This is a genomic window from Bacteroidales bacterium (assembly GCA_022647615.1).
In the GTDB taxonomy this organism is placed as follows: Bacteria; Bacteroidota; Bacteroidia; order Bacteroidales; family UBA932; genus Egerieousia.
Genome location: JALCKZ010000001.1, coordinates 641,823 through 666,554 on the forward strand (window position 1 = coordinate 641,823; position 24,732 = coordinate 666,554).

The window sequence follows — 24,732 nt, forward strand, 5'->3', positions numbered from 1 at the left end:
TTTTTACTCAGTTATTTTTTCCCCAGACCCATTTTTTTCTTCATATCCCGCAGCGCGTCAAAAGCATCCATCGGGGACATAGTATTTAAATCCAGAGATTCCAATTTCTTCTTTAAGTCCACAAGCAGCGGGTCATCCAGCTGGAAAAATGAGAGCTGCAGATTATCGTCATCTTTTTTCTTGCGCTCTTTATTTTGCTCATTATCTGCCTGTTCCTTCTCCATCTCAGTCAATTTTTTCTGCGCCGCATCAATCACCGCAGCCGGCATACCGGCCATATTAGCAACATGTATTCCAAAGCTATGAGCTACTCCTCCCGGACATAATTTCCTCAAAAATATAACTTTATCTCCCGCCTCCTTAACGGCAATATGGTAATTCTTTACGCGCGGATAAAGTTTTTCCAGTTCATTCAATTCATGATAATGGGTGGCAAAAAGTGTCTTTGCCCTCATTCCGTTCTGATGAATATATTCCACTATGGCCCAGGCAATTGACATACCGTCAAATGTGCTTGTACCGCGTCCGATTTCATCCAAAAGCACAAGACTTCTCGGCGACAAATTGTGTAGAATTGTAGCCGTTTCTATCATCTCCACCATAAAAGTGGACTCGCCCCGGGAAATATTATCAGATGCTCCTACCCTGGTGAATATCTTGTCAACCAAACCAATAGAAGCACTCTTTGCAGGGACAAAAGAACCGGCCTGAGCAAGCAGAACTATTAAAGCAGTCTGTCTAAGCAGCGCGCTTTTACCTGCCATGTTAGGACCTGTCAGGATTATAATTTGCTGAGTATCATTGTCCAGCATCAAATCATTTGCAACATATTCCTCCCCTGCCGGCATCATTGTTTCCAAAACGGGATGTCTTCCCTGTGCTATTTCTATCTTATCTCCTTCATTAATTTTAGGACGGCAATATTTATTCTCACAGGCAATTTGTGCAAATCCAGCCAAACAATCTATAGCTGCTATTGCATTGCAGGTCACCTGAATAGATGAGATATCTTTTTGAACAGCACTTACCAGCTCCTGATATATTCTGCTCTCTATCTCATAAATTCTGGACTCAGCTCCCAAAATTTTCTCCTCATACTCTTTAAGTTCCGGAGTAATATATCTCTCCGCACTTACAAGTGTCTGCTTTCTAATCCACTCCGCCGGAACTTTGTCTTTATAAGTATTTCTTACCTCCAGGTAATACCCAAAAACATTATTGTAACTTATTTTTAATGAGGATATTCCTGTCCTTTCACTCTCCCTTCTCTGCAAGTCAATCAAGTAATCCTTGCTATTGCGTGAAATGCTCCTTAAATCATCCAGCTCTTTGTCCACTCCGCCGCCAATTATATCACCCTTGCCCAGCATGGCAGCCGGATTTTCAACCATATCTTTGGCTATCAGCGCAGCTAATTCTCTAAACTCTTTAAGCTCTCTATTGTATTGTGACAAAGGGGTAACCAAATTTGAAATAGGTTTGATTTGCTCCAGCCCGCGTCTGAGCTGAACCATCTCCCTCGGATTTATTTTCCCCGCCGCAGCACGTCCCAATATTCTCTCCATATCTCCAATATTCCCAATCCTCTGCTGTACCTCTTCTCTAATATCCTTGTGCTCAACAAAATATTGCACCGCGTCATACCTCTTCTCTATCTCTCCGCTCTCCTTTAACGGCATTCCAACCCAAGAACGCAGCAACCTGGCTCCCATGGGAGAAGAAGTTTTATCCACAACATTTATAAGGGAAACACCTCCGGGAGCAACCGTAGAAAATATCTCTAAATTCCTGATAGTGAACTTATCCAGCCAAACAAAATTTTTACCGTCAATTCTAGATACGGAGTTAATCTGAGCCGCATCTGTAATATGATTTTGTTCCAAATAAAACAGCGCAGCTCCGGCGGCTGTTTTTGCAAGAGAAAGTTCATCTATCCCAAATCCCTTAAGCGCCTTATCTCCAAACTGTTTCTTTAATTTATCTTCACACGCATCCGGAACAAACGCCCAATCATCCATTAAGGTGATGTAAAAATCCTCCCCAAATCTTTTCTTAAATCCCGCCTCATATCCCTTCTGCAAAAGCATCTCCTTTGGCTTCATATCAGATAGCAGAACCTCCAGATAATCAAGAGTTCCCTGCGCCACTTTAAATGTTCCGGTAGATACATCCACAAATGCGGCCCCTCCCTCATCTTTAGAGAAAAATATTGAGCACAAAAAATTATTCTCCTTTAAATCCAGCAGCTGTTCATTATACGCAACGCCTGGCGTAACAAGCTCTGTAACACCTCTCTTGACAATGCTCTTTGCAAATTTAGGGTCTTCCAGCTGATCGCAAACCGCAACTTTATATCCGGCCCTCACAAGCTTTGGCAAGTAATTATCAATGGCATGATGCGGAAATCCGCACAATTCAACAGCTGTCGGGACCCCATTAGACCTCTTTGTCAAAACAATACCCAGCACCTTGCTTGTTGTGATTGCATCATCACCGTAAGACTCATAGAAATCTCCCACGCGCATAAGCATCAAAGCCTCAGGATATTGGGCTTTAAATTTGAAATATTGCTTCATCAGCGGCGTGTCTAAATTTCTCTCTGCCATAGCAACGCAAAATTAGCATAATAAATCAAAAGGAGCGTGCAATTCTATCAATTTCCTATCTTTGTAAATGTTGTAAAATGTACAATTTAACCACAATTAACAATGAAACTTTTTAAATCTTTAATCACGACAATTTTATTATCCGTCTTGGTTTTGGCAGGCAGCGCTGCATCAGCCAAAAAAGACCCGGTCTCTTCTCAGACAAAAAAAGAGATAAATTCAGACATAGCGCAAGTAATGAAGGAGTTCAATACCGTCGGACTGGGAGTTGCCGTTGTTAGAAATGGTCAAATTGTTTACGCCAATTCTTGGGGATATAAAGACCTGGAGAATAAAAAAGCATTAAAAAATGATGATATTTTTAGAATAGCTTCTATCTCTAAATCATTCACAGCCACGGCAATAATGCAGCTTGTAGAGCAGGGAAAAGTATCTTTGGATGAGGATGTTTCTGATTTAGTTGGTTTTAAGGTTAGAAATCCAAAATTCCCGGATGTGAAGATTACCGTAAAAATGTTGCTGTCACACACTTCCAGCCTGAATGATAGCCAGGGCTATTTTACATTGGATGTTATAGACCCCTCTAAATCAAAAGATTACTATAAAGCATATAATGATTACAAACCTGGAACCGGATATGAATACGCCAATCTGGGATTTAACACATTAGGAACAATATTGGAAAGGATAAGCGGGGAGAGATTTGACCAATACATTGTAAATCACATTCTTAAACCATTAAATGTTTACGGCGGATATTGGGTTGCCAGCTTGGACAAGAGCAAATTTGTCAATTTGTATAATTGGAATAATGAGACAAAAAAATATGAAGTTCAGCCGGAGGCCTATGATCCAAGAACGGAACAAATTGCTAACTATCAGATGGGACGCTCAACTCCAATTTTCTCTCCAACAGGCGGAATGAAAATTTCTCCGACGGGACTTGCAACGGTAATGATGATGCACATGGGACTTGGAACTTATAACGGCAAAAAAATCATAAGCAAGCAAAGTGCTGAAACAATGCAATCTGCACAGTTTGGACCAGATGATGAGTATGACCGCTATTGCTTTGCATTAAGAAGAGGTTATGAGCTGCTTGATGGTTATGAAATGATTGGACATGTTGGAGAAGCATACGGAGTTCACACCTCTATGTTTTGGAATAGCGACCGTACTTTTGGTTTTGTTGTAATGACAAACGGCAACCAGGAGAAGTGGGAAAGAGGATTTATGGCAATTCACCGCAGAGTAGATAAATGCCTGTACAACAGACTTATCAAGGGTACATCGGCTGACACCCGCAAGGCTGAAATTGAAAAGATGGAGCAACAAAAGCACTACAATCAACAAACAGATAGATAGCATTATGAAGGCTAATGAAGCGGTAGGACTTGGGGTGGCAGTTGTTAAGGATGGTCATATAATCTACAGAAATACATGGGGATATAAAAATTTGGAAAATAAGACACCTCTTGCAGAGGATGATTTATTTAGAATTGCATCTATCTCAAAATCATTTACCGCAACTTCCATAATGCAGCTGGTTGAACAGGGCAAATTAAGCCTGGATGCAGATGTATCTGATTTAGTTGGATTTAAGGTTAGGAATCCTAAATTCCCGGATGTAAAAATTACACTTTACATGTTGCTTTCTCACTCATCAAGTTTGAATGACAGCCAGGGATATTTTACTCTTGATGTTATAAATCCCGCAAAATCAAAAGATTATGCAAAAGCATACAACAACTACTGCCCGGGAACACAGTATGAATATTGCAATTTAGGATACAATACTTTAGGAACAATTCTGGAGAGGACAAGCGGACAAAGATTTGACAAATACGTTGTAGGTCATGTACTTAATCCGCTGTTTGTTTATGGAGGATATTGGGTTGCAAGCCTGGATGCATCCAAGTTTGTAACGTTATATGAAAAAGATCCAAAGACAGGAAAATATGAACCTCAGCCGGAAGCTTATGATCCAAGAACTGAGCAAATTGCTAACTATCAGATGGGTTACTCAACTCCTGTTTTCTCTCCTACTGGCGGAATGAAACTTTCTCCAACCGGACTGGCAACAGTAATGATGATGCACATGGGACTTGGCAAATATATGGATATGAGGATAATAAAGCCGGAAAGCGCGCTGCTTATGCAAAGCCGCCTTGTTGGACCAACAGATGAAGGAGATGATTACGGCTTTGCAATCAGAACAACAAAACAGCTAATTGACGGCAAAACAATGATTGGTCATACCGGCGGAGCTTACGGGGTTTTAACCTCAATGTTTTGGAACAGGGAGCGCACCTTTGGAATTGTTGTAATGACAAACGGCTGCAATGAAAGAAGCGACCACAACTTTATGACCATCCATCGTGATGTTGATAACTGTTTGTATAACAATTTAATAAAAGGAACAGAAGCGGACAGGTAATAAATAAAGCACAAACTATTTTTGAATATTTTTATCCCGATAGATTATAAATAACGTTGTGAAAAGAGTTTTAATAATCACATATTATTGGCCGCCCGCGGGAGGAAGCGGAGTTCAGCGCTGGCTGAAATTTGCAAAATATCTTCCGCAATATGGCTGGCAGCCTGTTATTTACACTCCGCTTAATCCGGAGGTAAATGCAGAAGATGCCACTCTCGCTAAAGATATTGCTCCGGATTTGGAAGTGATAAAACGCAAAATATTAGAACCTTACGCCATTTATAAAATTCTGTCGGGAAAAAAGAAAAATGAAAAAATAGAGGCTAATGCCGTAGCGCAAAAAAGTTCCGGCGGAATATCTGTTTTTATCCGCGGGAACTTTTTTATCCCCGACCCCCGCGTATGGTGGGTTAGGCCCTCTGTGAATTTTCTTAAAAAATATTTAAAAGAACATCCTGTTGATGCCATTGTTAGCACAGGGCCTCCTCAATCTATGCATTTGATTGCAAAAAGGTTACACGCTTCACTTGGCATTCCTTGGATTGCAGATTTCAGGGATCCGTGGACTAAAATATTCTACTTTAAACATCTGAACCTTACAAAATGTTCCCGCAGGAAACATGAAAAATTAGAGCAGGGCGTAATAGATGAAGCGGATAAAATTGTTGTTGTATCTCCTCAGATGAAGGAGGATTTCAGCTCCATGACAAAAACCCCTATCTCCATTATAACCAATGGTTTTGACCCGGATGATTTCACTGACGGCAACTCAGACAAGATGGGAAAAGAGGTTGCATTGAAAATAGAAACTTTAACAAAGAACAAATTTACTATTGTGCAGACAGGTCTTCTAACTGATGCTGCAAACCCTGACTTATTGTGGCGAGAGCTTGGAGCAAAGGCGGAAGCTGAAGCAGATTTTAGAAAAGATTTTTTGTTTGTAACAATGGGGCAGATGGATTCATCTGTGACGCAGGAGATAGAAGAAGCACATTTGGGACAAAACATTAAGAACCTTGGATATGCTCCTCATTCAGAAGCAGTTGCCTGGCAAAAAAGAGCCAATCTGTTATTGCTGCCTTTGAGGAAAGAGAATGAAGCCAAAGCTATTTTGACGGGGAAGTTTTTTGAATATCTTGCAAGCGGTTCCAGTATTCTTGCAATTGGGCCAACAGATAGTAATCTTGGGGATGCCATGAGGGAGACGGAATGCGGAACTATTTGCGATTATGGAGATTCCAAAGGCATGAGAAGAGTTGTTGACGCCGCGTATGAGGAGTTTAAAAAGAGTTCTTCATCAGAGGTTGAAAACGCCATGGGCCAGCAGCGGAAAAACATTTCCCCTGCAGCCCGGAAATATTCCAGACCTGCTCTAGCTCAGCAATTTGCAGAGCTGTTAAATGAATTTAAAAAATAAAATATATGTCAGAGTTAAAAACACAAAGTTGGTTTAAAAAACTATTGCCGTACATTCTGGCAATTCTTGCCTTTATAATCATAGGATATTCATACGCCCCGTACACATTACAGGGAAAGGTTGTAAATCAATCAGATATCTCTAGCTGGAATGGCATGGCAAATGAGATTGTGACATGGAATGATGCCCATCCGGGAGATAGGACATTGTGGACAAATTCAATGTTTTCCGGAATGCCCGCAACTACAATCTCCGTAAAATATCATGGTGATTTTACCCAATATTTGTATGACATTTTATTTATAGGTCAGCGTCCGGCAAGTTATCTAATCATTTGTATGATAGGAGCATTCTTAATGTTCCTGGCTTTTGGAGTTAATATATGGCTTGCAATTCTTGGAGCAATAGCAATGGCCTTTTGCTCTTATAATATGCAGATTATACAAGTGGGGCATAATTCAAAAATGGTGGCCATTGCCTTTATGCCTTGGGTAATAGCTTCTCTGGTTTACGCATATAAAAAGAACTGGATATGGGGTGCTATTTTCTTTGCTTTTACTTTGAGCTTCCAAATAAAAGCCAATCATCCTCAAATCACTTACTATCTGGCAATCATAGTATTAGGCTTTATCATCTGGCAACTTTGCGATGCGTTAAAAGGCAAAACGTTCTCTAAATTTTTTAAAATTTCTATTGCAATTTTAATAGCCGGTCTGCTTGGAATTGCAACAAATATAAATCATCTGTGGCCAACCTACGAGTATGCAAAACACACAATGAGAGGAGGTACGGAGCTTACGGAAAACACCGCTTCCCAGGCTCAAACGGGTGGCGCAATGGAGGATAAAATTCTGTCGGGAAATAAAAAAGAGAATGCAAAGAGCAGAAGCGGCTTGGATTTGTCTTATGCAACTCAATGGTCCTATGGAATAAATGAAACTCCTAACTTGTTCATTCCTAACTTTAACGGAGGCTCTTCCGCCGGCTCTCTTTCTCAAAAATCTGAAACTTACAAATTACTTTCTCAGAGCTATCAGGGAGCGGACCAGGTTATTCAGCAGATGCCAACATACTGGGGTCCACAGTCATTTACTGCAGGCCCGATGTACATGGGAGCTATTTGCATATTTCTGTTCCTGCTTGGATTTTTTGTACTCAAGGGAGGATTAAAATGGTGGGTTGGAGGCGTCTCCATACTTGCCTTAATGCTTTCATGGGGGTCTCATTTTATGGGACTTACAGAGTTCTTCTTTAATTATGCGCCGCTGTATAACAAGTTCCGAACGGTCTCTATGATTCTTGTGATTTTGCAGGTAATGATTCCAATACTTGCGGTATTAGCTGCAAATGAGATGCTTAACGGAAACATTAAAAAAGAGGAGGCTAAAAAAGGAATGATGTGGGCGCTGGGAATTACTGGAGGCTTTGCATTGCTGTTCTCCATATTCCCTTCTCTGGCAGGCAATTTCACCAGTCAATCTGATTCACAGCTGCCAAAAGAAATTGCTGCGTCATTGGCGCAGGACAGAATCTCATTGCTGAGAGCGGATGCTTTCCGTTCTCTTGTTTTTGTGGTTTTGGCCGCGGCTGCATTGTGGTATGGATTTACAAAGAAACTTAAAGCCAAGCACGCAACTCTTGCACTTATTGTTTTGGTAATTATTGATATGTGGGGAGTTGACAAGAGATATTTGGGAAGCAAGGATTTTGTTAGTCAACAGGATTTTACAAGTGTTCTTAACAAGCGCCCGGTAGATGAAATGATATTAAGCGACAAGAGTCCCGATTATAGAGTTTTGGATTTATCCGTGGATCCGTTTAACAATGCCTACACAAGTTATTGGCACAAAACGATAGGCGGTTACTCTCCTGCAAAATTGCAGCGTTATCAGGATTTGATTGAGCGTGACATTATGCCTGAAATCCAGGGTCTTGCAAAAGAACTGGACAGCGCTAAAACTATCGCCGATGCAAATGCCGCAATCACATACCATCCTGTTTTAAGCATGCTTAATACAAGATATATTATTCTTAATGCACAAACTCCTCCGCTTATAAACAACTTTGCATTAGGCAATTGCTGGTTTGTAAATAATATTGTTCCGGCGCAGGATGCAAATGACGAGATGGCAAAATTGCAGACAATTGACCCGCACACAACGGCCGTCATATCAAATGATTTTCTGGATAAAGATGCTCAGCTAAAGCAAATTACAGCTGCACCAAAAGATACTGCCGCGGGATTTTCCTCAATAGCATTAACATCCTACGCTCCTAACAAATTGACATATCATTACTCATCAAAAGCTCCAAAAATTGCACTGTTCAGCGAGGTTTACTATAACCCCGGATGGACCGCAAAATTAAAGAACCCGTCGGGAGAAAAAGAGTTAAATATTTTCCGGGCCAACTGGATATTGAGGGGAGTGGTTCTTCCTGCGGGTGAGGGAGATATAACATTCTTCTTTGAGCCTGAGAGCTTTACAAAAGGAGAGCTATATTCAGAAATAGCAAGCGGTATTTTAATACTTCTGTTAATTGGAGGTATTGTTTGCAGTATCAGAAAAAAGAGAAAATTAGCGCAGGTTGCGGACTAAATTAGGCCGTTAATCATAATCAGGGCAACTGCAACTGGCGCCAAATATTTTATAAGGAACAGCACAGTACTTACAAACCACGGATGATAATTGTATTTTCCGCTGCTTGTGAATTCATCTTTGAAGTCCAATTTGCTAAGCTTCCAGCCTACAAAAATTACAGCAAGCAAGCCGCCGCCTGTCATAAAAACATTTGCAGATATAAAATCAAAGAAATCAAAAATATCCTTTTTGAATATGTGGACTCCGCTTAAAACTCCCTGAGATAGAGCACATAACGTTCCCAAAATCAAAACCACCCCAAAAGAGAGCAAGGTGGCCTTCATGCGGTTTGCCTTAAATTCTTCTATCAGATAAGCAACCATAACTTCCAGCAGAGAAATTGAAGAAGAGATTGCTGCAATAAACATGATGAAGAAAAACATGATTCCCATCAACCATCCAAAAGGCATATTTGCAAACACATACGGCAGCGTCACAAAAGCAAGACCGGGTCCCTGGGTTGGAGAGATGCCATAAGAAAATACAGATGGCATTATTGCAATGCTGGCAAGTACTGCAACTGTTGTATCAGCAAGAGCCGTCAAACCTGACGTTTTAAACAAATTGTCTTTTTTGCTTGAGTATGAAGCGTAGGTGATGATTGTTCCGCAGCCCAATGACAAAGAGAAAAAGCCCTGCCCCAAAGCCGCTATTACAGTGTTAGTTGTAACCTTGGACCAGTCCGGCCTAAACAAAAATTTCATTCCCTCTCCTGAGCCCGGCAAAGTAAGAGACCTGATTATGATTACAATAAGCAACACAAACAGCACGGGCATCATTACTTTATTGCACTTTTCTATGCCGTTCTTTACTCCCATCAAAACTACAAGACAAGTGCATAGCAAAAAGACCAGCATATAAAGAGTGTTTTCTGAACTTGACGTAGAGACGCTGGTGAACATGCTGTTAAATGCTCCCTGGTCTGCAGCAGAAAATTTCATCCCGATTGCTTTAATCAGATAATCAATAGTCCAGCCGCCGACAACACAATAAAATGACAAAACAGTTGTTACGCCAAGCACGCAAACAAGTCCGGCATATTTCCATTTAGAACCGGGAGCAAGAATTTTGAAAGCTCCATAAACATCTTGCTGACTGCGTCTTCCGATGACATACTCGGAAATCATTCCGGGCAGACACAAGAAAACAACGCATATCAAGTAGATAACAATAAATGCCGCGCCTCCGTTTGTTCCAACCAGATACGGAAATCTCCAAAGATTGCCAAGTCCTACAGCTGAACCAATTAGAGCGATAAGCATTCCAAATGAACTTCCAAATCCTTCTTGTTTTGCCATAACAACCTATTGTTTTTTATATGTAATAAATTGAAAATCAATATTATTTTCCTGGTCATGCAGAACGGAGGATTTTTTTGCCTCGTTCCATTCCGTCATTTTTATCTCAGGAAAAAAAGTATCCGCACCATCTTTATGAGAAAATATTTTTGTGATATATAATCTGTCGGCGAACCTAAAAAATTCTTTATAAATACTTCCACCTCCTATCACAAAGAACTCATTTTTAGAGTTTTGCGCATCATGTGCAAGTTTTTCAAAATCATTTGCAATCTCTACGGAAGTATTGGAAGGCGTTCCGTCTTTTTTAAATTTTGCAACTTCCGGCAGAGGAAAATTGTGATGTGAAACAATTATATTTCTTCTCCCGGGAAGCGGACGCCCTATTGATTCAAATGTTTTCCTCCCCATAATCACAGGACTCCCTAAAGTGGTGGCCTTAAAATATTTAAGGTCCTCGCTTATATGCCAAAGGAGATTATTTTTCATCCCGATGGCACCATCCTCTGCAACTGCAACTATAAGAGATAACATTCCAAAATAATTTTATTCTTGCTACAAAAACTTTCCTACCAAACAAATCCTCAGCACATCTGCCTGCTAAACAGCAATAGGAGCTTTAATGGAAGGCCATGGATTATAATCTGTTAGCTCAAAATCCTCATATTTAAAAGAGAAAATATCTTTTTGCTCCCCATGTATTATCATCTTCGGAAGAGGTCTCGGCTCTCTGGAAAGTTGCTCTTTAACCTGCTCAAAATGATTAAGATATATATGAGCATCTCCTAGAGTGTGAACAAAATCTCCAAGCTTGAAGCCGCAAACTTTTGCTATCATCATGGTAAACAAAGCATAGGAGGCAATATTAAACGGCACCCCCAAAAAAGTATCGGCGCTTCTTTGATAAAGCTGGCAAGAAATAGTGTTGTTTACAACGTAAAATTGAAATAAAGCATGACAAGGAGGCAAGGCCATTTTATCAATTTGCGCAACGTTCCATGCAGAAATAATTAACCTTCTGGAATCCGGATTTGTCTTTAGCTGATTCATCAGATTTGACAGCTGGTCAATGGTTTTCCCGTTTCCGCAATCCCATCTTCTCCACTGCGCTCCATAAACGGGACCCAGTTCCCCCGTCGCATCCGCCCATTCATCCCAAATGCTAACCCCGTGCTCTTTAAGATATTTAATATTTGTATCTCCCTGTATAAACCAAAGCAGTTCGTAAATAATTGATTTCAAGTGTACTTTCTTGGTGGTTAGCAACGGAAATCCGTCATCCAGATGAAATCTCATCTGATAACCAAAAATGCTTTTTGTCCCAACTCCGGTTCTATCATGTTTTATAACTCCCTCATTCATAATTTTTTGAAGGAGGTCCAGATACTGCTTCATGCTAAATAAATTCTATTTGTTCAGGTTCTTTGCAAAGTTATTTAATTTTCCTCCAAAAATGTATAAGCTCAAAAAGAATAGCGCCATTACTCCTCTTTGTTTCATAATTGTGGCGAAAAGACTTTAAGCAATATTGGTAAATGATCGCTGGCTCCTCCCAAATACTGCGGGCCGTTCAGAGTTTTTTTCATCTTGTTCCCAAGAAACATTTTATCCTCCTGCAGCAAAAAATCTGACTTAAAAATAACCATGCTGGAATCTGTGCAAAAAATCCACTGTGCATCCCGGCCATATTTACCCTCCGTGCCATTGCCTTTATAAACAAGATGTTGCGACAATAAAAATTGGTCCAGCATTTCCCATTTCCCATTGTATTTATGAGTCCCCTCTCTAAAATGAGAGCTTAAAAAAGTTGTGGCGCAATTTTTAAATCCCGACAGATTTTGCAATGGTTTTGATTCCGGAGTATCATTAAAATCTCCCATTAGAATAATATTTGCATTAGGCTGAGATTGCAAAATAGAATCTGTAAAACAGCGTACTATATTAGAAATCAGCATTCTGCTCTTAAGCGTTCTCTGCTCTCCTCCTAGTTTTGACGGCCAGTGATTAACCAGCACATGCAGCGTATCCAATTCATTTACAATCCCTTTGGCATACAGCACCCATCTGGTCTTAAACTTTTTTAGCTCCGTTCCGCCGGAAACTTTTGAAAGAATAGAACTGTCGGGAAGAAAATTAATTCTCAAAAGTTTAAAGCGGGAAGGCCTGTAAAGCAAGGCCACATCTATCCCGCGCTCATCTTGTGAATCTCTATGTATTATCTTGTAATTCAGACGCGCCAGCGGTGTCTCATTCACAAGCTGATTTAGCACAAATCTGTTCTCTACCTCAGCAAGACCAATAAGCGCAGGGGGTTCTGAGGCCATTCCCTCCACTCCAGTCTCTCCTGTTTGCTCGCCCGCTGATATTATGACCTTTGCAATGTCATCTCTCTTTTTCTCAAATTTTTTCCAAGTCCAGTAATACTTGCCAAACGGGGTAAAGTCATTGTCATTACTTCCCGGATTATCAAACGGTTCAAAGAAATTCTCCACATTCCAGAACATCACAAGCATAATCAAAACTTTCCCAATTTCTTTCATTATTTCTTTTTTTAGGCGGGAAATAAAAAGAAGTTAAAGTACAAATCCAAGTTAATTGATGTATTTATTATGAAAACCCGGTAAAATTGTTAAATTTGCATAATTACCGGTAGATAATAACACCGTCATACAAATAAACAAGATATGTCAGTAAAATGTGGTATTGTCGGGCTCCCGAATGTAGGTAAGTCCACTCTATTTAATTGTATCAGCTCTGCTAAGGCGGAAGCTGCTAATTTTCCATTTTGTACTATTAATCCTCAAATAGGATTTACCTCTGTTCCGGATGAAAGGTTGGAAACGCTTGTAAAAATGGTTCATCCAAAGAACATAGTTCCGGCTACTGTAGAAATTGTAGATATTGCAGGCCTTGTAAAAGGGGCCAGCAAAGGAGAAGGCCTTGGCAATCAGTTCCTTGCAAACATAAGAGAGACGGATGCAATCTTACATGTGCTAAGATGTTTTGATGATACAAATATTGTTCATGTTAACGGCAGCGTTGACCCAGTAAGGGATAAGGAAGTTGTGGATACGGAGCTGCAAATTAAAGATTTGGAGACCGTTGAGAGCAGACTGTCTAAAGTGCAGAAGCAGGCAAAAACCGGCGGAGATAAAGACGCTCTTAAACTTTGCGGCGTGCTGGAACAGTACAAGGCGGCTTTGGAACAGGGCAAATCTGCAAGAACCGTCACCTTTGAAAGCAAAGATGACCAGAAACTTGCTAAGGAATTGTATCTGCTTACAAATAAACCGGTTATGTATGTTTGCAATGTGGATGAAAAGAGCGCAAAGAACGGGAATGCTTATGTTGAGAAAGTCAGAGAGGCCGTAAAGGATGAAGGGGCGGAAATATTGGTCATTGCCGCAAAAATTGAGTCTGATATTGCCGAAATGGAGACTTATGAAGATAAGAGGATGTTCCTGGATGAGCTGGGATTAAAGGAATCTGGCGTAGTACGCTTAATACAAGGTGCTTACAAGCTCCTTAACCTGGAAACATTTTTTACCCAGGGAGAGCCGGAAGTCAGAGCATGGACATACAATAAAGGAGATAAGGCACCTCAGGCGGCAGGAGTTATCCATACCGATTTTGAGAAAGGCTTTATCAGAGCAGAGGTTATTAAGTTCCAGGATTTTGTGAAATATGGTTCCGAGGCGGCGTGCCGGGCTGCCGGGAAACTTGCTACGGAGGGAAAAGATTACACGGTTCAAGATGGTGATATTATGCATTTTCTATTTAATGTCTAGTGTCTAATATTTAATCTGTCGGGAGCCGCAATTAAATAAAACAACTTGTTAATATTGAATTGATGCTTAATAAAAATCTATTATTGGGTGATGAGGCGCTTGCCCTTGGCGCACTTCACGCGGGAATCACAGGCGTATACGCCTACCCGGGAACACCCTCGACAGAAATTACCGAATTCATTCAGCAACAGCCGCTGACAAAAGAACGCGGTATCCACAGCGAGTGGAGCTGTAATGAAAAAACAGCTATGGAGAGCGCATTGGGAACATCTTATGCGGGCAAGCGCGCTCTGGTATGTATGAAGCATGTTGGCATGAATGTTTGTGCCGACGCATTTATTAATTCCGGCGTTACGGGAGCTAACGGCGGTTTGGTAGTGACAGCCTGCGATGATCCGTCTATGCACTCATCTCAAAATGAGCAAGATTCACGTTTCTATGCAGATTTTGCAATGGTACCTTGCTTTGAGCCAAGCAATCAGCAGGAAGCTTATAATCTTGTAAAAGAGGCATTTGACTACAGCGAGAAATTTAAGATTCCAGTTCTTATGCGCCTTACCACGCGCATGGCACACTCACGTGCGGTAGTTGAAAGCGGAGAAGCAAGAGAAGAGAATAAAATGCATTATCCGGAAAATCCTCGTCAATGGGTAACCCTGCCGGCTAATTCCATTGTCCGCGGAAAACAGTTAATAAAAGATTATGCAGAATTTGAGAATCAATCCGTAACAATGGGACACAACGTCCTTATAGAGGGAAAAGATTGCTCAATGGGAATTATTGCATGCGGCATTGGCTACAACTACCTGATGGAAAATTTCCCGGACGGCTGCCCGTATCCTGTTCTAAAAATTTCTCAATATCCATTCCCAAGAGCTCTAGCTCATGAACTTGCCCGCAAATGCAAAACCATTTTAGTAATTGAAGAGGGACAACCTCTTGTAGAACAAAAACTGGTTGGTGTCTTTGAAACAGGTATCACAATTAAAGGACGTTTGGACGGCACGTTGCCAAGAACGGGAGAGCTTTCTCCGGACTGCGTACGCGCCGCTTTAGGATTAAAGCCAAATGAGACATACGCTCCTTCTCAAGTCACAGTTCCGCGCCCTCCGGCCTTATGCCAGGGATGTGGCCATCGTGATTTTTATACTGCTCTAAATGAGGTAGTTAAAGACTATCCGGAAGCTCGCGTATTTGGCGATATCGGCTGTTACACACTAGGCTGGCTGGCACCATTCCACGCCATACATTCTACAGTTGAAATGGGAGCTTCTCTTACAATGGCAATAGGTGCTGCACAAGCAGGAGTACATCCATCAATAGCAGTAATTGGAGACTCAACTTTTACTCACAGCGGCATGACAGGTCTGCTTGATGCGGTAAATATAAATTCTAATATTACGCTTTGCATCAGCGACAATCTTACTACAGGAATGACCGGAGGTCAGGATTCTGCGGGCACGGGCAAGCTGGAAAAAATATGCCTGGGCATGGGCGTCAATCCGGACCATCTGAGGGTAATTATACCTCTTCCTGCAAATTACAAAGAGATGGAAAAAGTAATACGAGAGGAGCTGGAATACAAGGGAACTTCCGTAATTATTTCTCGGCGCGAGTGTATCCAAACAGCACGCCGTCACGCGCTTAGTAAAAACAAAAAATAATGAAACAAGATATTATACTTTCAGGAGTGGGAGGACAAGGTATCCTTTCCATTGCCACTATTATAGGTTGGGCGGCACTTGACCAAAATTTACACCTTAAACAAGCAGAAGTACACGGCATGAGCCAGCGCGGAGGCGACGTACAAAGCAATCTGCGCCTCTCAACAGAATCCATTTACAGTGATCTTATCCCCCGCGGAGAGTGCGATTTAATAATTTCGCTAGAACCAATGGAGGCTCTTAGATACTTGCCCTGGTTGAGTAAAAAGGGTTGGATCATCACTAATACCTCGCCTTTTTTAAACATCCCTAACTATCCGGATATGAAGGATATAAAGGCGGAACTAGAAAAAGTTGGCAAAGTAATAATGATAGATGTGGACGCAATTGCTCTTGGATTAAAATCTCCTCGCAGCGCCAATATGGTACTTCTGGGTGCGGCAGCTCCGTTCATCAAAATTCTTGAACCTAAGAATCTTGTAGATGGTATTCGCAATACTTTTGCCGCCAAGGGAGAAAAAATCACGGAAACCAATGTAGAGGCCTTCAACGCCGGCTACGATTTTGCTCAGAAACACCTAGAACATAGTTAAATAAATACGTCACCTATGCAAGCAATCGATAAAAAGAGAATCGACAGCGTGCTCGGCGATATGGGCATAGAGAATATCGCTCAGGCTACCATACGTCAATGTGTGGCCGTGAGTCGCGCTCTAGAAGAACAGACAGGGGAAAAATTTATCCACCTGGAAATAGGCAGTCCAAGTATTCCAGCAAGTGAAATTGGCATAGAGGCAGAAAAAGCTGCGCTTGACCGCGGCATGGCCTCTGTATATCCCAACATTAGCGGAGAGCCTGTGCTAAAAGAAACAGCATCAAAATTTATTAAAGCATTTATTGACATAGACGTTGAACCAAAAGGGATTGTTCCCACGGTGGGCTCAATGCAAGGCTGTTACAACCTTTTGCTTGAGTGCTCGCAGCTTAATCCGCAAAAAGACACAATTCTTTACATAGATCCCGGATTCCCGGTTCAACACACTCAGGCAGAAGTGCTTGGCATAAAGAGCGAGGGCTTTGACATTTACGAGTACCGCGGAGAAAAGCTTAGGGGAAAATTGGAGAGTTATCTGAAAAACAATAACATCTGCGCAATTTTATTCTCCAATCCAAACAACCCTTCATGGGTATGTTTGACTCCGGACGAATTGAAAATTATAGGAGAACTTGCAACAAAATATGATGCAATCGTACTTGAAGATTTAGCCTATTTCTGCATGGACTTCCGCAATGACAAATCAACCCCTTTTGAACCTCCTTTCCAACCTTCAGTAGCCAAATACACAGACAATTACGTGCTGATGATTTCCAGCTCAAAAGTATTCAGCTATGCCGGAGAACGTATTGCAATAGCCGCCATATCAAATAAACTTTACAGCCGTGAATATCCGGAACTTAAGAGACGTTATCATATTGCAAGATTTGGAGATAATTTCTCACTAACATATTTGTACACAGCATCCTCCGGAACATCACACGCACCTCAATTTGCTCTGGCCGCAATGATGCAGGCCGCAATTGACGGCAAATTAAACTTTGTGCACACAATTTCAGAGTATGGGCGCCGCGCAAAGCTGGCCAAAGAAATTTTCTTAAAGCACGGGTTTAGCATTGTGTACGCCAAGGACTTAAATGAAAATATCGCCGACGGATTTTTCTTTACAGTAGGATATAAAAAGATGGACAGCCGCACTTTGTTAATGGAACTTATGCGCTGCGGCATAATAGCAATAGCTCTTGACACAACCGGCAGCCTGCAATACGGATTGAGAATATGCGTGTCCCTTTTAGCTCCCGACAGTACCTTGCAAGACCTGGACGAGCGGCTGGGCATTTTTGAGAAGCTCCAAAATAATTAAACAACAAAACCAGATGAACTATACAACCGCCGACGAGGCCATGAAGCTCGTACATTCGGGCGACCATATTTACATTCAGGGTAGCACATCTATTCCGGAAGTGTTGCAAACTGCTTTAGCCAAACGGGGCAATGAATTACGTGACGTTGTTATCTATTCAGGCTGCAACATTACAGACAAAGAGGCTCCGTTTTGCAAGCCTGAATTCAAGGATTCATTTTTAATTAACAGTCTGTTTTTGAGCTATAACCAGCGCCGATGGGTACATGAAGGTTACGGCTCCGAAATCCCCGCATTTTTGGGTGAAATCCCGGGAATGTTCCGCAGCGGACTATTGCCGGTAGATGTTACTTTCTTGAATTGTTCCCTTCCCGATGAGAACGGTTACTGCAGCTACGGAATTTCTGCAGATTTAGCAATGGGAGCGGTAGATTGCTCTAAAATAATAATAGCGCAAATCAATAAAAGCATCCCTTATATGTATGGTGATGCCTTAATCCATGAAAGCAAAATAACCGCGGCGATAGAGTGTGATGACCCTCCTTTTGTAATGAAACTAGGTGCTCCCACGCCAATAGAACAAGCCATTGGCCGTAATGTAGCTAGTAAAATCGGGGACGGAGCAACTCTCCAAATTGGAGTAGGAGGAATACCAAATGCTGTGCTTCAGGCACTTAGCGACCACAAACATTTGGGACTGCACACAGAGGCAATGACAGACGGAGTTGTCGGGCTTATGAAAAAGGGAATTATTGATAACTCTCTTAAAAAAGTTCTTCCCGGGATAAGCGTAGGTTCGCTCGCGATGGGTTCTAAAGAGATGTATGAGTTTTTAAATTACAACAAGCAAGTTGTAATGAAAGATGTAGCCTGGACAAATGATCCGCAAATAATACGTCAGAATCCAAATGTAGCCGCTATTAATTCTGCTTTGGAAGTAGACTTGACAGGCCAGGTATGCGCTGATAGCATAGGAGATTACATTTTCTCAAGCGTTGGCGGACAGCATGATTTCATGTACGGCGGGGCATTGTCAGATGGAGGGAAAACCTTTATAGCTCTCCCTTCGCGCACCAGTAAAGGCAAGGGAAAAATCACGGCTCATCTCACACCCGGAGCTGGCGTTGTAACTACCAGATTTCAAACTCAATACGTTGCCACAGAATATGGAATCGCCTATCTTAGAGATAAAAATTATGCTCAGCGCGCCAAGGAACTCATAAAAATAGCCCATCCGGATGACCGCGAAGCTTTGGAGCGCGCAGCATGCGAACGCTTTGGATATTCATTCCTGAGATTGAAGTAATAAGTAGTTTTTTAGGCTTTTGGGGAGAAAAATATTATCTTTGCCCCCCTATAATTTTGAGAATTATATATAAAAATATTCAGATATGGCAGTTCTAGAGAAAATGCGCGTTAAGATGGGAGTGTTTATTTCCGTTGTTATCGCCATAGCGTTGTTAGCATTTATTGTGGACCCGGAGACTTTGCAAAATGCAATTTCCATGTTCTCTTCCAAGTATGACATAGGAGAGGTTAACGGCAAGGGTATTTCATCACAATTATTCCAAAAGAGAATAGATTATTTCCAGAAAATTTATCAGCTCACAACTGGCTCAAACGCAAGTGATGAGAAGACAACTGAGATGATAAACAACTCTGCATGGCAGAATGAGCTTGCTCAGATGGTAATAATCCCCGATTGTGAAAATGCCGGCTTAGCTGTTGGAGATAAGGAACTTATAGACATGAGCGAAGGCACGGACATATCACCGGTCATTGCAAGAGAGGCAAATTTCATGGGCACAGACGGCTCATTTGATAAAGACAAGCTTCTTCAATTTATTCAGCAGATTCCGCAGGACAACAGCGGCAATCTTAAGATGTATTGGGATTATCTGCAAGAGAGCATGACACAGGACAGAATGTTCACAAAATATGTCACTCTTCTCCAAAAGAGCACAATTGTTAATAAAGCACAGATACATAAGGCAATAGAAGACAATAACATTGCATACAACGTAGACTTTGTTATTAAACCTATAGGCTTTACTCCTGATTCTTCTATCAAAGTATCAAATGATGAGATTAAGGCTTATTATGAGAAAATCAAAAAAACTCTTAGACAGCAAGAGAGCAGAGATGCAGAATTTGTAGCCTTTGAGGTTAAGCCTTCTGCTGAGGATATGGCAATTGCAAAGAAAGATATAGATAAGGTTTTCCCTGAATTTCAGGGGGTCGCGACGGAGTCTGATATGAAGACTTTCCTTGCCAGAAATTCAGATGCAAAATTTGAAGGCTCATACTTCAAAAGAGGAGATCTTGCATCTGTTTCACAGCCGCTGGATGATTTTGCGGCAACTGCTTCCGCAGGAGCTGTTTTGCCTGTACAATTATCTGAAAATGTTTACTTTGCAGCAAAAGTAATGGGTGTTAAAGAGATGCCTGATTCAGTATTTGTTAAGCAGATATTTGTTAAGAACAATGAGAAGGAGGCAGATAGCCTTATTCAGGTAATCAATAAAGGCGGCAACTTTGCAGCGCTTGCAGCACAATATGCAGGTGGTCAGCAGGTACCGGCAGGAATGGAACCCGGAGATATAGGCTGGATGACACAACAATATATGATGCCTGGCTTTGAGAAAGTTATGGATGCAAAAGCAGGTGATATATTCAAAGTAAAGAGCAACTATGGCTGGCATGTTGTTAAAGTATCTCAGGTTACCAAGCCAATAAGGAAAGCTCAAGTAGCAATTCTTTCTAAAGAGGCTGTTGCAGGAAAAGAGACATTTGCCGGTTATTATGCTCAAGCAAATAACGTTGTTGAAAAGTGCGGAAAGGATATTAAGAAATTTGAACAATATGCACGTTCTCACGGAGTTACAATGTACCCCGTACAGAATCTGGCTCCAGGTTCAAAGAAGGTTGGCAGCTTTGATGATGTAAAAGAGCTAAGCAGATGGATATTTGAAAATAAAGTAAATGAAGTTTCTCCTATTATTTCCGTTAACAATAAATATTTCTTTGTTGCTGCCGTAAAGATGATTCATGAAGATGGATATGCAACCCTTAAAGAAGTTGCTCCGCAAATCAAGAATTATCTGACAATGCTTAAGACAGGAGAACATCTTGCTCAGGTTTGCAAAAAGACTGTAGGAGATAATCCTGCATCATTGGATATGGTTGCAAATAAACTTGGTCTGACTATCAGCAATCAGAACGGCGTTACCTTCACAAGTCTAACAGAAGGTCAGCAGCTTGACCCTAAGTTCATTGGAGCAATTGCAGGTGCCGCAAACACTAATAAAATTGTTGGTCCTGTTGCAGGAACAATTGGTGTTTACTATTTCCAGATTAAAGGCAAAGAGAGAGGCGCTTACTTTACAGAAAATGACGCAAAGCAGAGAAGCTTGCAAACATTTGCATCCTTGGCAAACTATCTTCCTCAAATCATGGAGCAAGATGCCAACGTAAAGGACAAACGCTACAAGTTCTTCTAGCAGAGAGTTTAACACAATATAAAGTTTAACACAATAAAAAAAAGAGCGGTAAAAATACCGCTCTTTTTTTATGCTATTTATGCCCAGCCGTCTATAACTAGATGTTACCAATATGCTAAACGTATTTTTTATTTAGCTTTTTTAAAAGAAACAACTTCTATTCTCTTGCTGGAACATTTAAGAATTGTGAAGATATATTTTCCTATCTGAAGTTGCGTTTTCTCTTTTGGAAGAGCCTCGGCGACGTTGATAATTAATCCTGCAATTGTTGAATAATCAGTTGATTCCGGCAACTCAAAATCATATTTTTTATTTAGCTCTTTGATTTCCAAACGGGCGGAAAAAATATATTCATCATCACTAATCTTTTTCTCAATCAGCACATCTTTATCCAGCTCATCATTAATATCACCAAAGATTTCCTCTATCAAATCTTCCAGCGTAACTATTCCCTCGGTACCGCCGTATTCATCCCTGACCGCCACAATGGAGACTCTGTTTTTAGTCATGAATTCCAGAAGAGATTGTGCATCTTTATCCATTGATACATAATGAATTGAACGCAACAATTGTTTAATTGAAGATGTGGATTTTTTTAGCAAATCTTTAGAATGCACATATCCAATAATATTATCTATTGTATCGCGATAGACAGGGACTCTGGAATATCCGGAATCCACAAATATTTTCAGCAAATCTTCTGAAGAGCTCTCCTCATCTATTGCGGTAATTTCCGTTCTTGGAATAAGACACTCTTTGATTTTTGTAGTAGAAAAATCAACTGCATTTTGGAAAATCTCTATATCATTAGCCGTTGGACTCTCCTCATCCTGAACACCTTCCACTTGCTCAGACAAATTCATCAAATCTGTTTCATTAAATTCCTGAGCGTTATTTTTTACAACATGTTTTTTATTGTAGCCGGCAATTTTTATGATAAATTCTGATAATTTATTAATAAGCCAGGTAGCCGGATAAAATAAATAATAGAAAAAATTAATAACCCTGTATAGAGAAGAAAATACTCTGTTAGGATTTAAAAAACATAAAGCCTTGGGGAGAAATTCTGCAGTTATTAAAATTACAAGAGTGGCTATAATTGTCTCAAGTATAAGGGTTCCGCCTATTGATGCGGTAATATGAGATGTAATCCAGGGGTTGAGAATTTTTGCGGCGGCAATTCCATATACGACCGTAAAAATATTATTCCCCATTAAAAGAGATGAGATAAGACGTCCTTCATCATTTATAAATTTGTCCATGACGAAAGCGTACTTTTTCCCCTCCTTTTTGTCTAGCGCAATTTTTAATCTGTTACAGTGGAGGAAGGCCATTTCGTAACCGGAAAAAAGCGCTGCAAATAAAAGTGCTATTACGGCTATGATAATATGAGTTGTCATTTCTTCCCCTTTACAAGTAAATTATTTTGCTTTTTTGCCGGTTTTAAGATTGGTCCGATAAAGTTGGCCGTATCCTTATAAATACGGCTTAAAACGGAGTCTTTTCCAAGTCTGCTATAACTATCAAAAGGCATCATTATGTTTGCATTGCGCGCCATCTCATCGCTCTCCATTCCGTACCCCTGCATAAGTCCTCTTGGAGATGACATCTTAACAAAGCAATGGGTATAAATTTTATGATTGTTTTTATCCCAGTACAAAGTGTCCGTTGTCATCTTCTCCCCTTTGACATAGTTGAAAATTTCAACGTTGCCAAACGCGGCCCACGTCTCTCTATATGCCTTTGAAACAGTGTGTTTTGCGGCTTTCGCATGAATGTGTGTCTCTAAAAATCCATCGCGATTATAAGAATAAATATCAAAGCCTTTGGGAAATAATTCATAAGATACTGTATCATTTTCATATTTCTCCATTCTCTTTGCCTCCACGCGCATAGTCAAACCTCCGTTCTCTGTTTGAACGGCATAAATACTATCTACAATCTGTCGCGGAGCTTTATTTAAATCTACACTTTTTGTGATTTCCGTCTTCCTTTCACAAGATACTAAGGTATAAAGCATTACAAAAGCGGCGGCAATTAAAAATTTAATTGCTGCCGTTTTGCTGCTTTTAATATGAAGGGAAGCCCTTTGCATTTGGGGAACCCGCAATATTATTTATTTGTTCTAACTGTTGTAGTTGCAGTCATTCCGCCGCAAGAAACAGTGAAACTCTTTCCGTCTGTTAAATCAAACATAAATGCATCTGCAGTCTTTGGGAAATATTGACGATATCTGGAAATATTTCTGTCTGCCTCTGATGTTAGAGAAGGATCTTTTTGTTTAGCTCTAATCATATAATCAGTTGCTACCCAGAACTTTGCTCTTTGATTCATCTCATCTCCGGCACATCCTGTAGCAGCCCAAACATTACCCTCAATCATATCGGCCTTTCCGGCAAGTGCAGGATTATAACCTGCAGCTGCTCTTGAAGTTGAAATAGCTGCGCTGTATGCGTGGTTCTTGTAGTAGTAATTAGCAAGTTCAAACATATAATCTCCCTTCTTCTTTCCGGTCTCATTGTTTGCAGCCTCTTTCAAATAATAAGAAGCCTTCTCCTCATTTCCTTTCTTGTTGTAAAGGATATAAAGATAATAAGCAGAATTTGCAGAAGGAGATAGTTTGTAAAGCTGAGAAACAGCGTTAATAAACAACTCAGAATCTGTGCACTCGTTATCGCTAAGAAGCTTAACAATAATCTTTACAAGCATTGTGTCCTCTTTATTCTCATTGAATCTTGGAGTGAAAACTTTGATTAGATTATCGCAAGTAGCAACGCCGCTGGAAACAAATGCATTCTGCAAAGCTATCTGATCATTCTTCAAAACTGTATCGCCCGGAGCAGCATCAATCTTTTGTTCCAAAACATCATTCAAAGTAGAATAAGTGCTCATAACTTGCTCGTCTGTAAGCGCTTTCGTCTTGTACAAATCACCTGCCTTTATCATCGTATTAACAATCAAAGAAGAGAAAGCGTTAACGCCGCCCTCTTTAATTACGTTCATAGACTCATCATATATTTGCTTTGCTCTCTGAGGATCTTTACCGTAATAGTTAATCATATCCATTACTTTATTCTCATGAGCTCTGTAGGCATTCTTTGGATAATACTGTGCCCTGGTATCATTTAATTGGAACAAAGTATCAATCAGTCTGTCTCTTCCGGCAGCATCTCCTTTGTAATTTTCAATGCAATACTTAAGAATCTTCTGACCCTCTATAAACATATTCTGACTTGCAGTTGGAGGACATATTTTGAAGGCTTTCCTCCATAGAGGAGCTGCCTCTTTCATGTTGCCCTGTTTGTAGGAATCTCTGTAGAAATTAAGATATTTAACGCAGTTAACGCTATCGCTTCCAAACCTGCCCTGGGCAGATATTTGACCTGGCAATACCAAAAGCGCGCCCGCTATTAAGCTTAATGCTATCCTTAATTTTTTCATAATACGGTTTATTTGTTTTTTTA

The 24,732-nt window shown here is 40.7% G+C and carries 18 protein-coding genes; 10 read left to right on the forward strand and 8 right to left on the reverse strand.

Going from position 1 to position 24,732, the window contains the following annotated elements:
• Window positions 1-11: 11 nt before the first annotated feature.
• Complete coding sequence (gene mutS, locus LKM37_02775; protein MCI1719937.1) at window positions 12-2,606, reverse strand: DNA mismatch repair protein MutS; 2,595 nt, start codon at window positions 2,604-2,606, stop codon at window positions 12-14.
• A 102-nt stretch (window positions 2,607-2,708) separates the two neighbouring features.
• Here mutS and LKM37_02780 point away from each other — a divergent pair, with 102 nt between their 5' ends.
• The 4 genes from LKM37_02780 to LKM37_02795 are packed head-to-tail and all read left to right on the forward strand — an operon-like array spanning window position 2,709 to window position 9,057.
• Window positions 2,709-3,971 carry a beta-lactamase family protein gene (locus tag LKM37_02780; GenBank protein MCI1719938.1) on the forward strand — a complete coding sequence of 421 codons (1,263 nt, stop codon included), beginning with the start codon at window positions 2,709-2,711 and terminating at the stop codon, window positions 3,969-3,971.
• Window positions 3,922-5,043, forward strand: a complete 1,122-nt coding sequence (locus tag LKM37_02785) for a beta-lactamase family protein (GenBank protein MCI1719939.1) — start codon at window positions 3,922-3,924, stop codon at window positions 5,041-5,043. Before LKM37_02780 ends, LKM37_02785 begins: the two co-directional genes overlap by 50 nt.
• 58 nt (window positions 5,044-5,101) lie before the next feature.
• Window positions 5,102-6,460, forward strand: coding sequence for a glycosyltransferase family 4 protein (locus LKM37_02790; GenBank protein ID MCI1719940.1), 1,359 nt, complete (start codon window positions 5,102-5,104; stop codon window positions 6,458-6,460).
• 5 nt (window positions 6,461-6,465) lie between these two features.
• Window positions 6,466-9,057 carry a YfhO family protein gene (locus LKM37_02795; protein MCI1719941.1) on the forward strand — a complete coding sequence of 864 codons (2,592 nt, stop codon included), beginning with the start codon at window positions 6,466-6,468 and terminating at the stop codon, window positions 9,055-9,057.
• Here LKM37_02795 and LKM37_02800 read toward each other — a convergent pair.
• The 4 genes from LKM37_02800 to LKM37_02815 form a co-directional block, all read right to left on the reverse strand.
• Complete coding sequence (locus LKM37_02800) at window positions 9,054-10,397, reverse strand: sodium-dependent transporter (GenBank protein ID MCI1719942.1); 1,344 nt, start codon at window positions 10,395-10,397, stop codon at window positions 9,054-9,056. The genes LKM37_02795 and LKM37_02800 overlap by 4 nt on opposite strands.
• A gap of 6 nt (window positions 10,398-10,403) precedes the next feature.
• Window positions 10,404-10,931 carry a dihydrofolate reductase gene (locus tag LKM37_02805; protein ID MCI1719943.1) on the reverse strand — a complete coding sequence of 176 codons (528 nt, stop codon included), beginning with the start codon at window positions 10,929-10,931 and terminating at the stop codon, window positions 10,404-10,406.
• Window positions 10,932-10,997: 66 nt separating this feature from the next.
• Window positions 10,998-11,792, reverse strand: coding sequence for a thymidylate synthase (locus LKM37_02810; protein MCI1719944.1), 795 nt, complete (start codon window positions 11,790-11,792; stop codon window positions 10,998-11,000).
• A gap of 101 nt (window positions 11,793-11,893) precedes the next feature.
• Complete coding sequence (locus LKM37_02815) at window positions 11,894-12,937, reverse strand: hypothetical protein (GenBank protein ID MCI1719945.1); 1,044 nt, start codon at window positions 12,935-12,937, stop codon at window positions 11,894-11,896.
• A 144-nt stretch (window positions 12,938-13,081) separates the two neighbouring features.
• Here LKM37_02815 and ychF point away from each other — a divergent pair, with 144 nt between their 5' ends.
• The 6 genes from ychF to LKM37_02845 all read left to right on the forward strand — a co-directional run bounded on the left by ychF (window position 13,082) and on the right by LKM37_02845 (window position 21,268).
• Window positions 13,082-14,185 (forward strand): redox-regulated ATPase YchF, encoded by a 1,104-nt coding sequence (gene ychF / locus LKM37_02820; protein MCI1719946.1) that lies wholly within the window; start codon window positions 13,082-13,084, stop codon window positions 14,183-14,185.
• 62 nt (window positions 14,186-14,247) lie between these two features.
• Complete coding sequence (locus LKM37_02825; protein MCI1719947.1) at window positions 14,248-15,849, forward strand: thiamine pyrophosphate-dependent enzyme; 1,602 nt, start codon at window positions 14,248-14,250, stop codon at window positions 15,847-15,849.
• Complete coding sequence (locus tag LKM37_02830; protein ID MCI1719948.1) at window positions 15,849-16,442, forward strand: indolepyruvate oxidoreductase subunit beta; 594 nt, start codon at window positions 15,849-15,851, stop codon at window positions 16,440-16,442. Before LKM37_02825 ends, LKM37_02830 begins: the two co-directional genes overlap by 1 nt.
• A gap of 15 nt (window positions 16,443-16,457) precedes the next feature.
• The gene (locus tag LKM37_02835; GenBank protein ID MCI1719949.1) at window positions 16,458-17,768 is read left to right on the forward strand and encodes a pyridoxal phosphate-dependent aminotransferase; all 1,311 of its coding nucleotides are present in this window, start codon (window positions 16,458-16,460) and stop codon (window positions 17,766-17,768) included.
• A gap of 13 nt (window positions 17,769-17,781) precedes the next feature.
• Complete coding sequence (locus LKM37_02840; protein ID MCI1719950.1) at window positions 17,782-19,074, forward strand: 4-hydroxybutyrate CoA-transferase; 1,293 nt, start codon at window positions 17,782-17,784, stop codon at window positions 19,072-19,074.
• Between the two features lie 85 nt (window positions 19,075-19,159).
• Window positions 19,160-21,268 (forward strand): SurA N-terminal domain-containing protein, encoded by a 2,109-nt coding sequence (locus LKM37_02845; GenBank protein MCI1719951.1) that lies wholly within the window; start codon window positions 19,160-19,162, stop codon window positions 21,266-21,268.
• A 128-nt stretch (window positions 21,269-21,396) separates the two neighbouring features.
• Here LKM37_02845 and LKM37_02850 read toward each other — a convergent pair whose 3' ends face one another.
• The 3 genes from LKM37_02850 to LKM37_02860 all read right to left on the reverse strand — a co-directional run bounded on the left by LKM37_02850 (window position 21,397) and on the right by LKM37_02860 (window position 24,709).
• Window positions 21,397-22,602, reverse strand: coding sequence for a hemolysin family protein (locus LKM37_02850; protein ID MCI1719952.1), 1,206 nt, complete (start codon window positions 22,600-22,602; stop codon window positions 21,397-21,399).
• A gap of 62 nt (window positions 22,603-22,664) precedes the next feature.
• The gene (gene lptC, locus LKM37_02855) at window positions 22,665-23,288 is read right to left on the reverse strand and encodes an LPS export ABC transporter periplasmic protein LptC (protein MCI1719953.1); all 624 of its coding nucleotides are present in this window, start codon (window positions 23,286-23,288) and stop codon (window positions 22,665-22,667) included.
• Between the two features lie 92 nt (window positions 23,289-23,380).
• Window positions 23,381-24,709 carry a hypothetical protein gene (locus LKM37_02860; GenBank protein MCI1719954.1) on the reverse strand — a complete coding sequence of 443 codons (1,329 nt, stop codon included), beginning with the start codon at window positions 24,707-24,709 and terminating at the stop codon, window positions 23,381-23,383.
• Window positions 24,710-24,732: the final 23 nt, after the last annotated feature.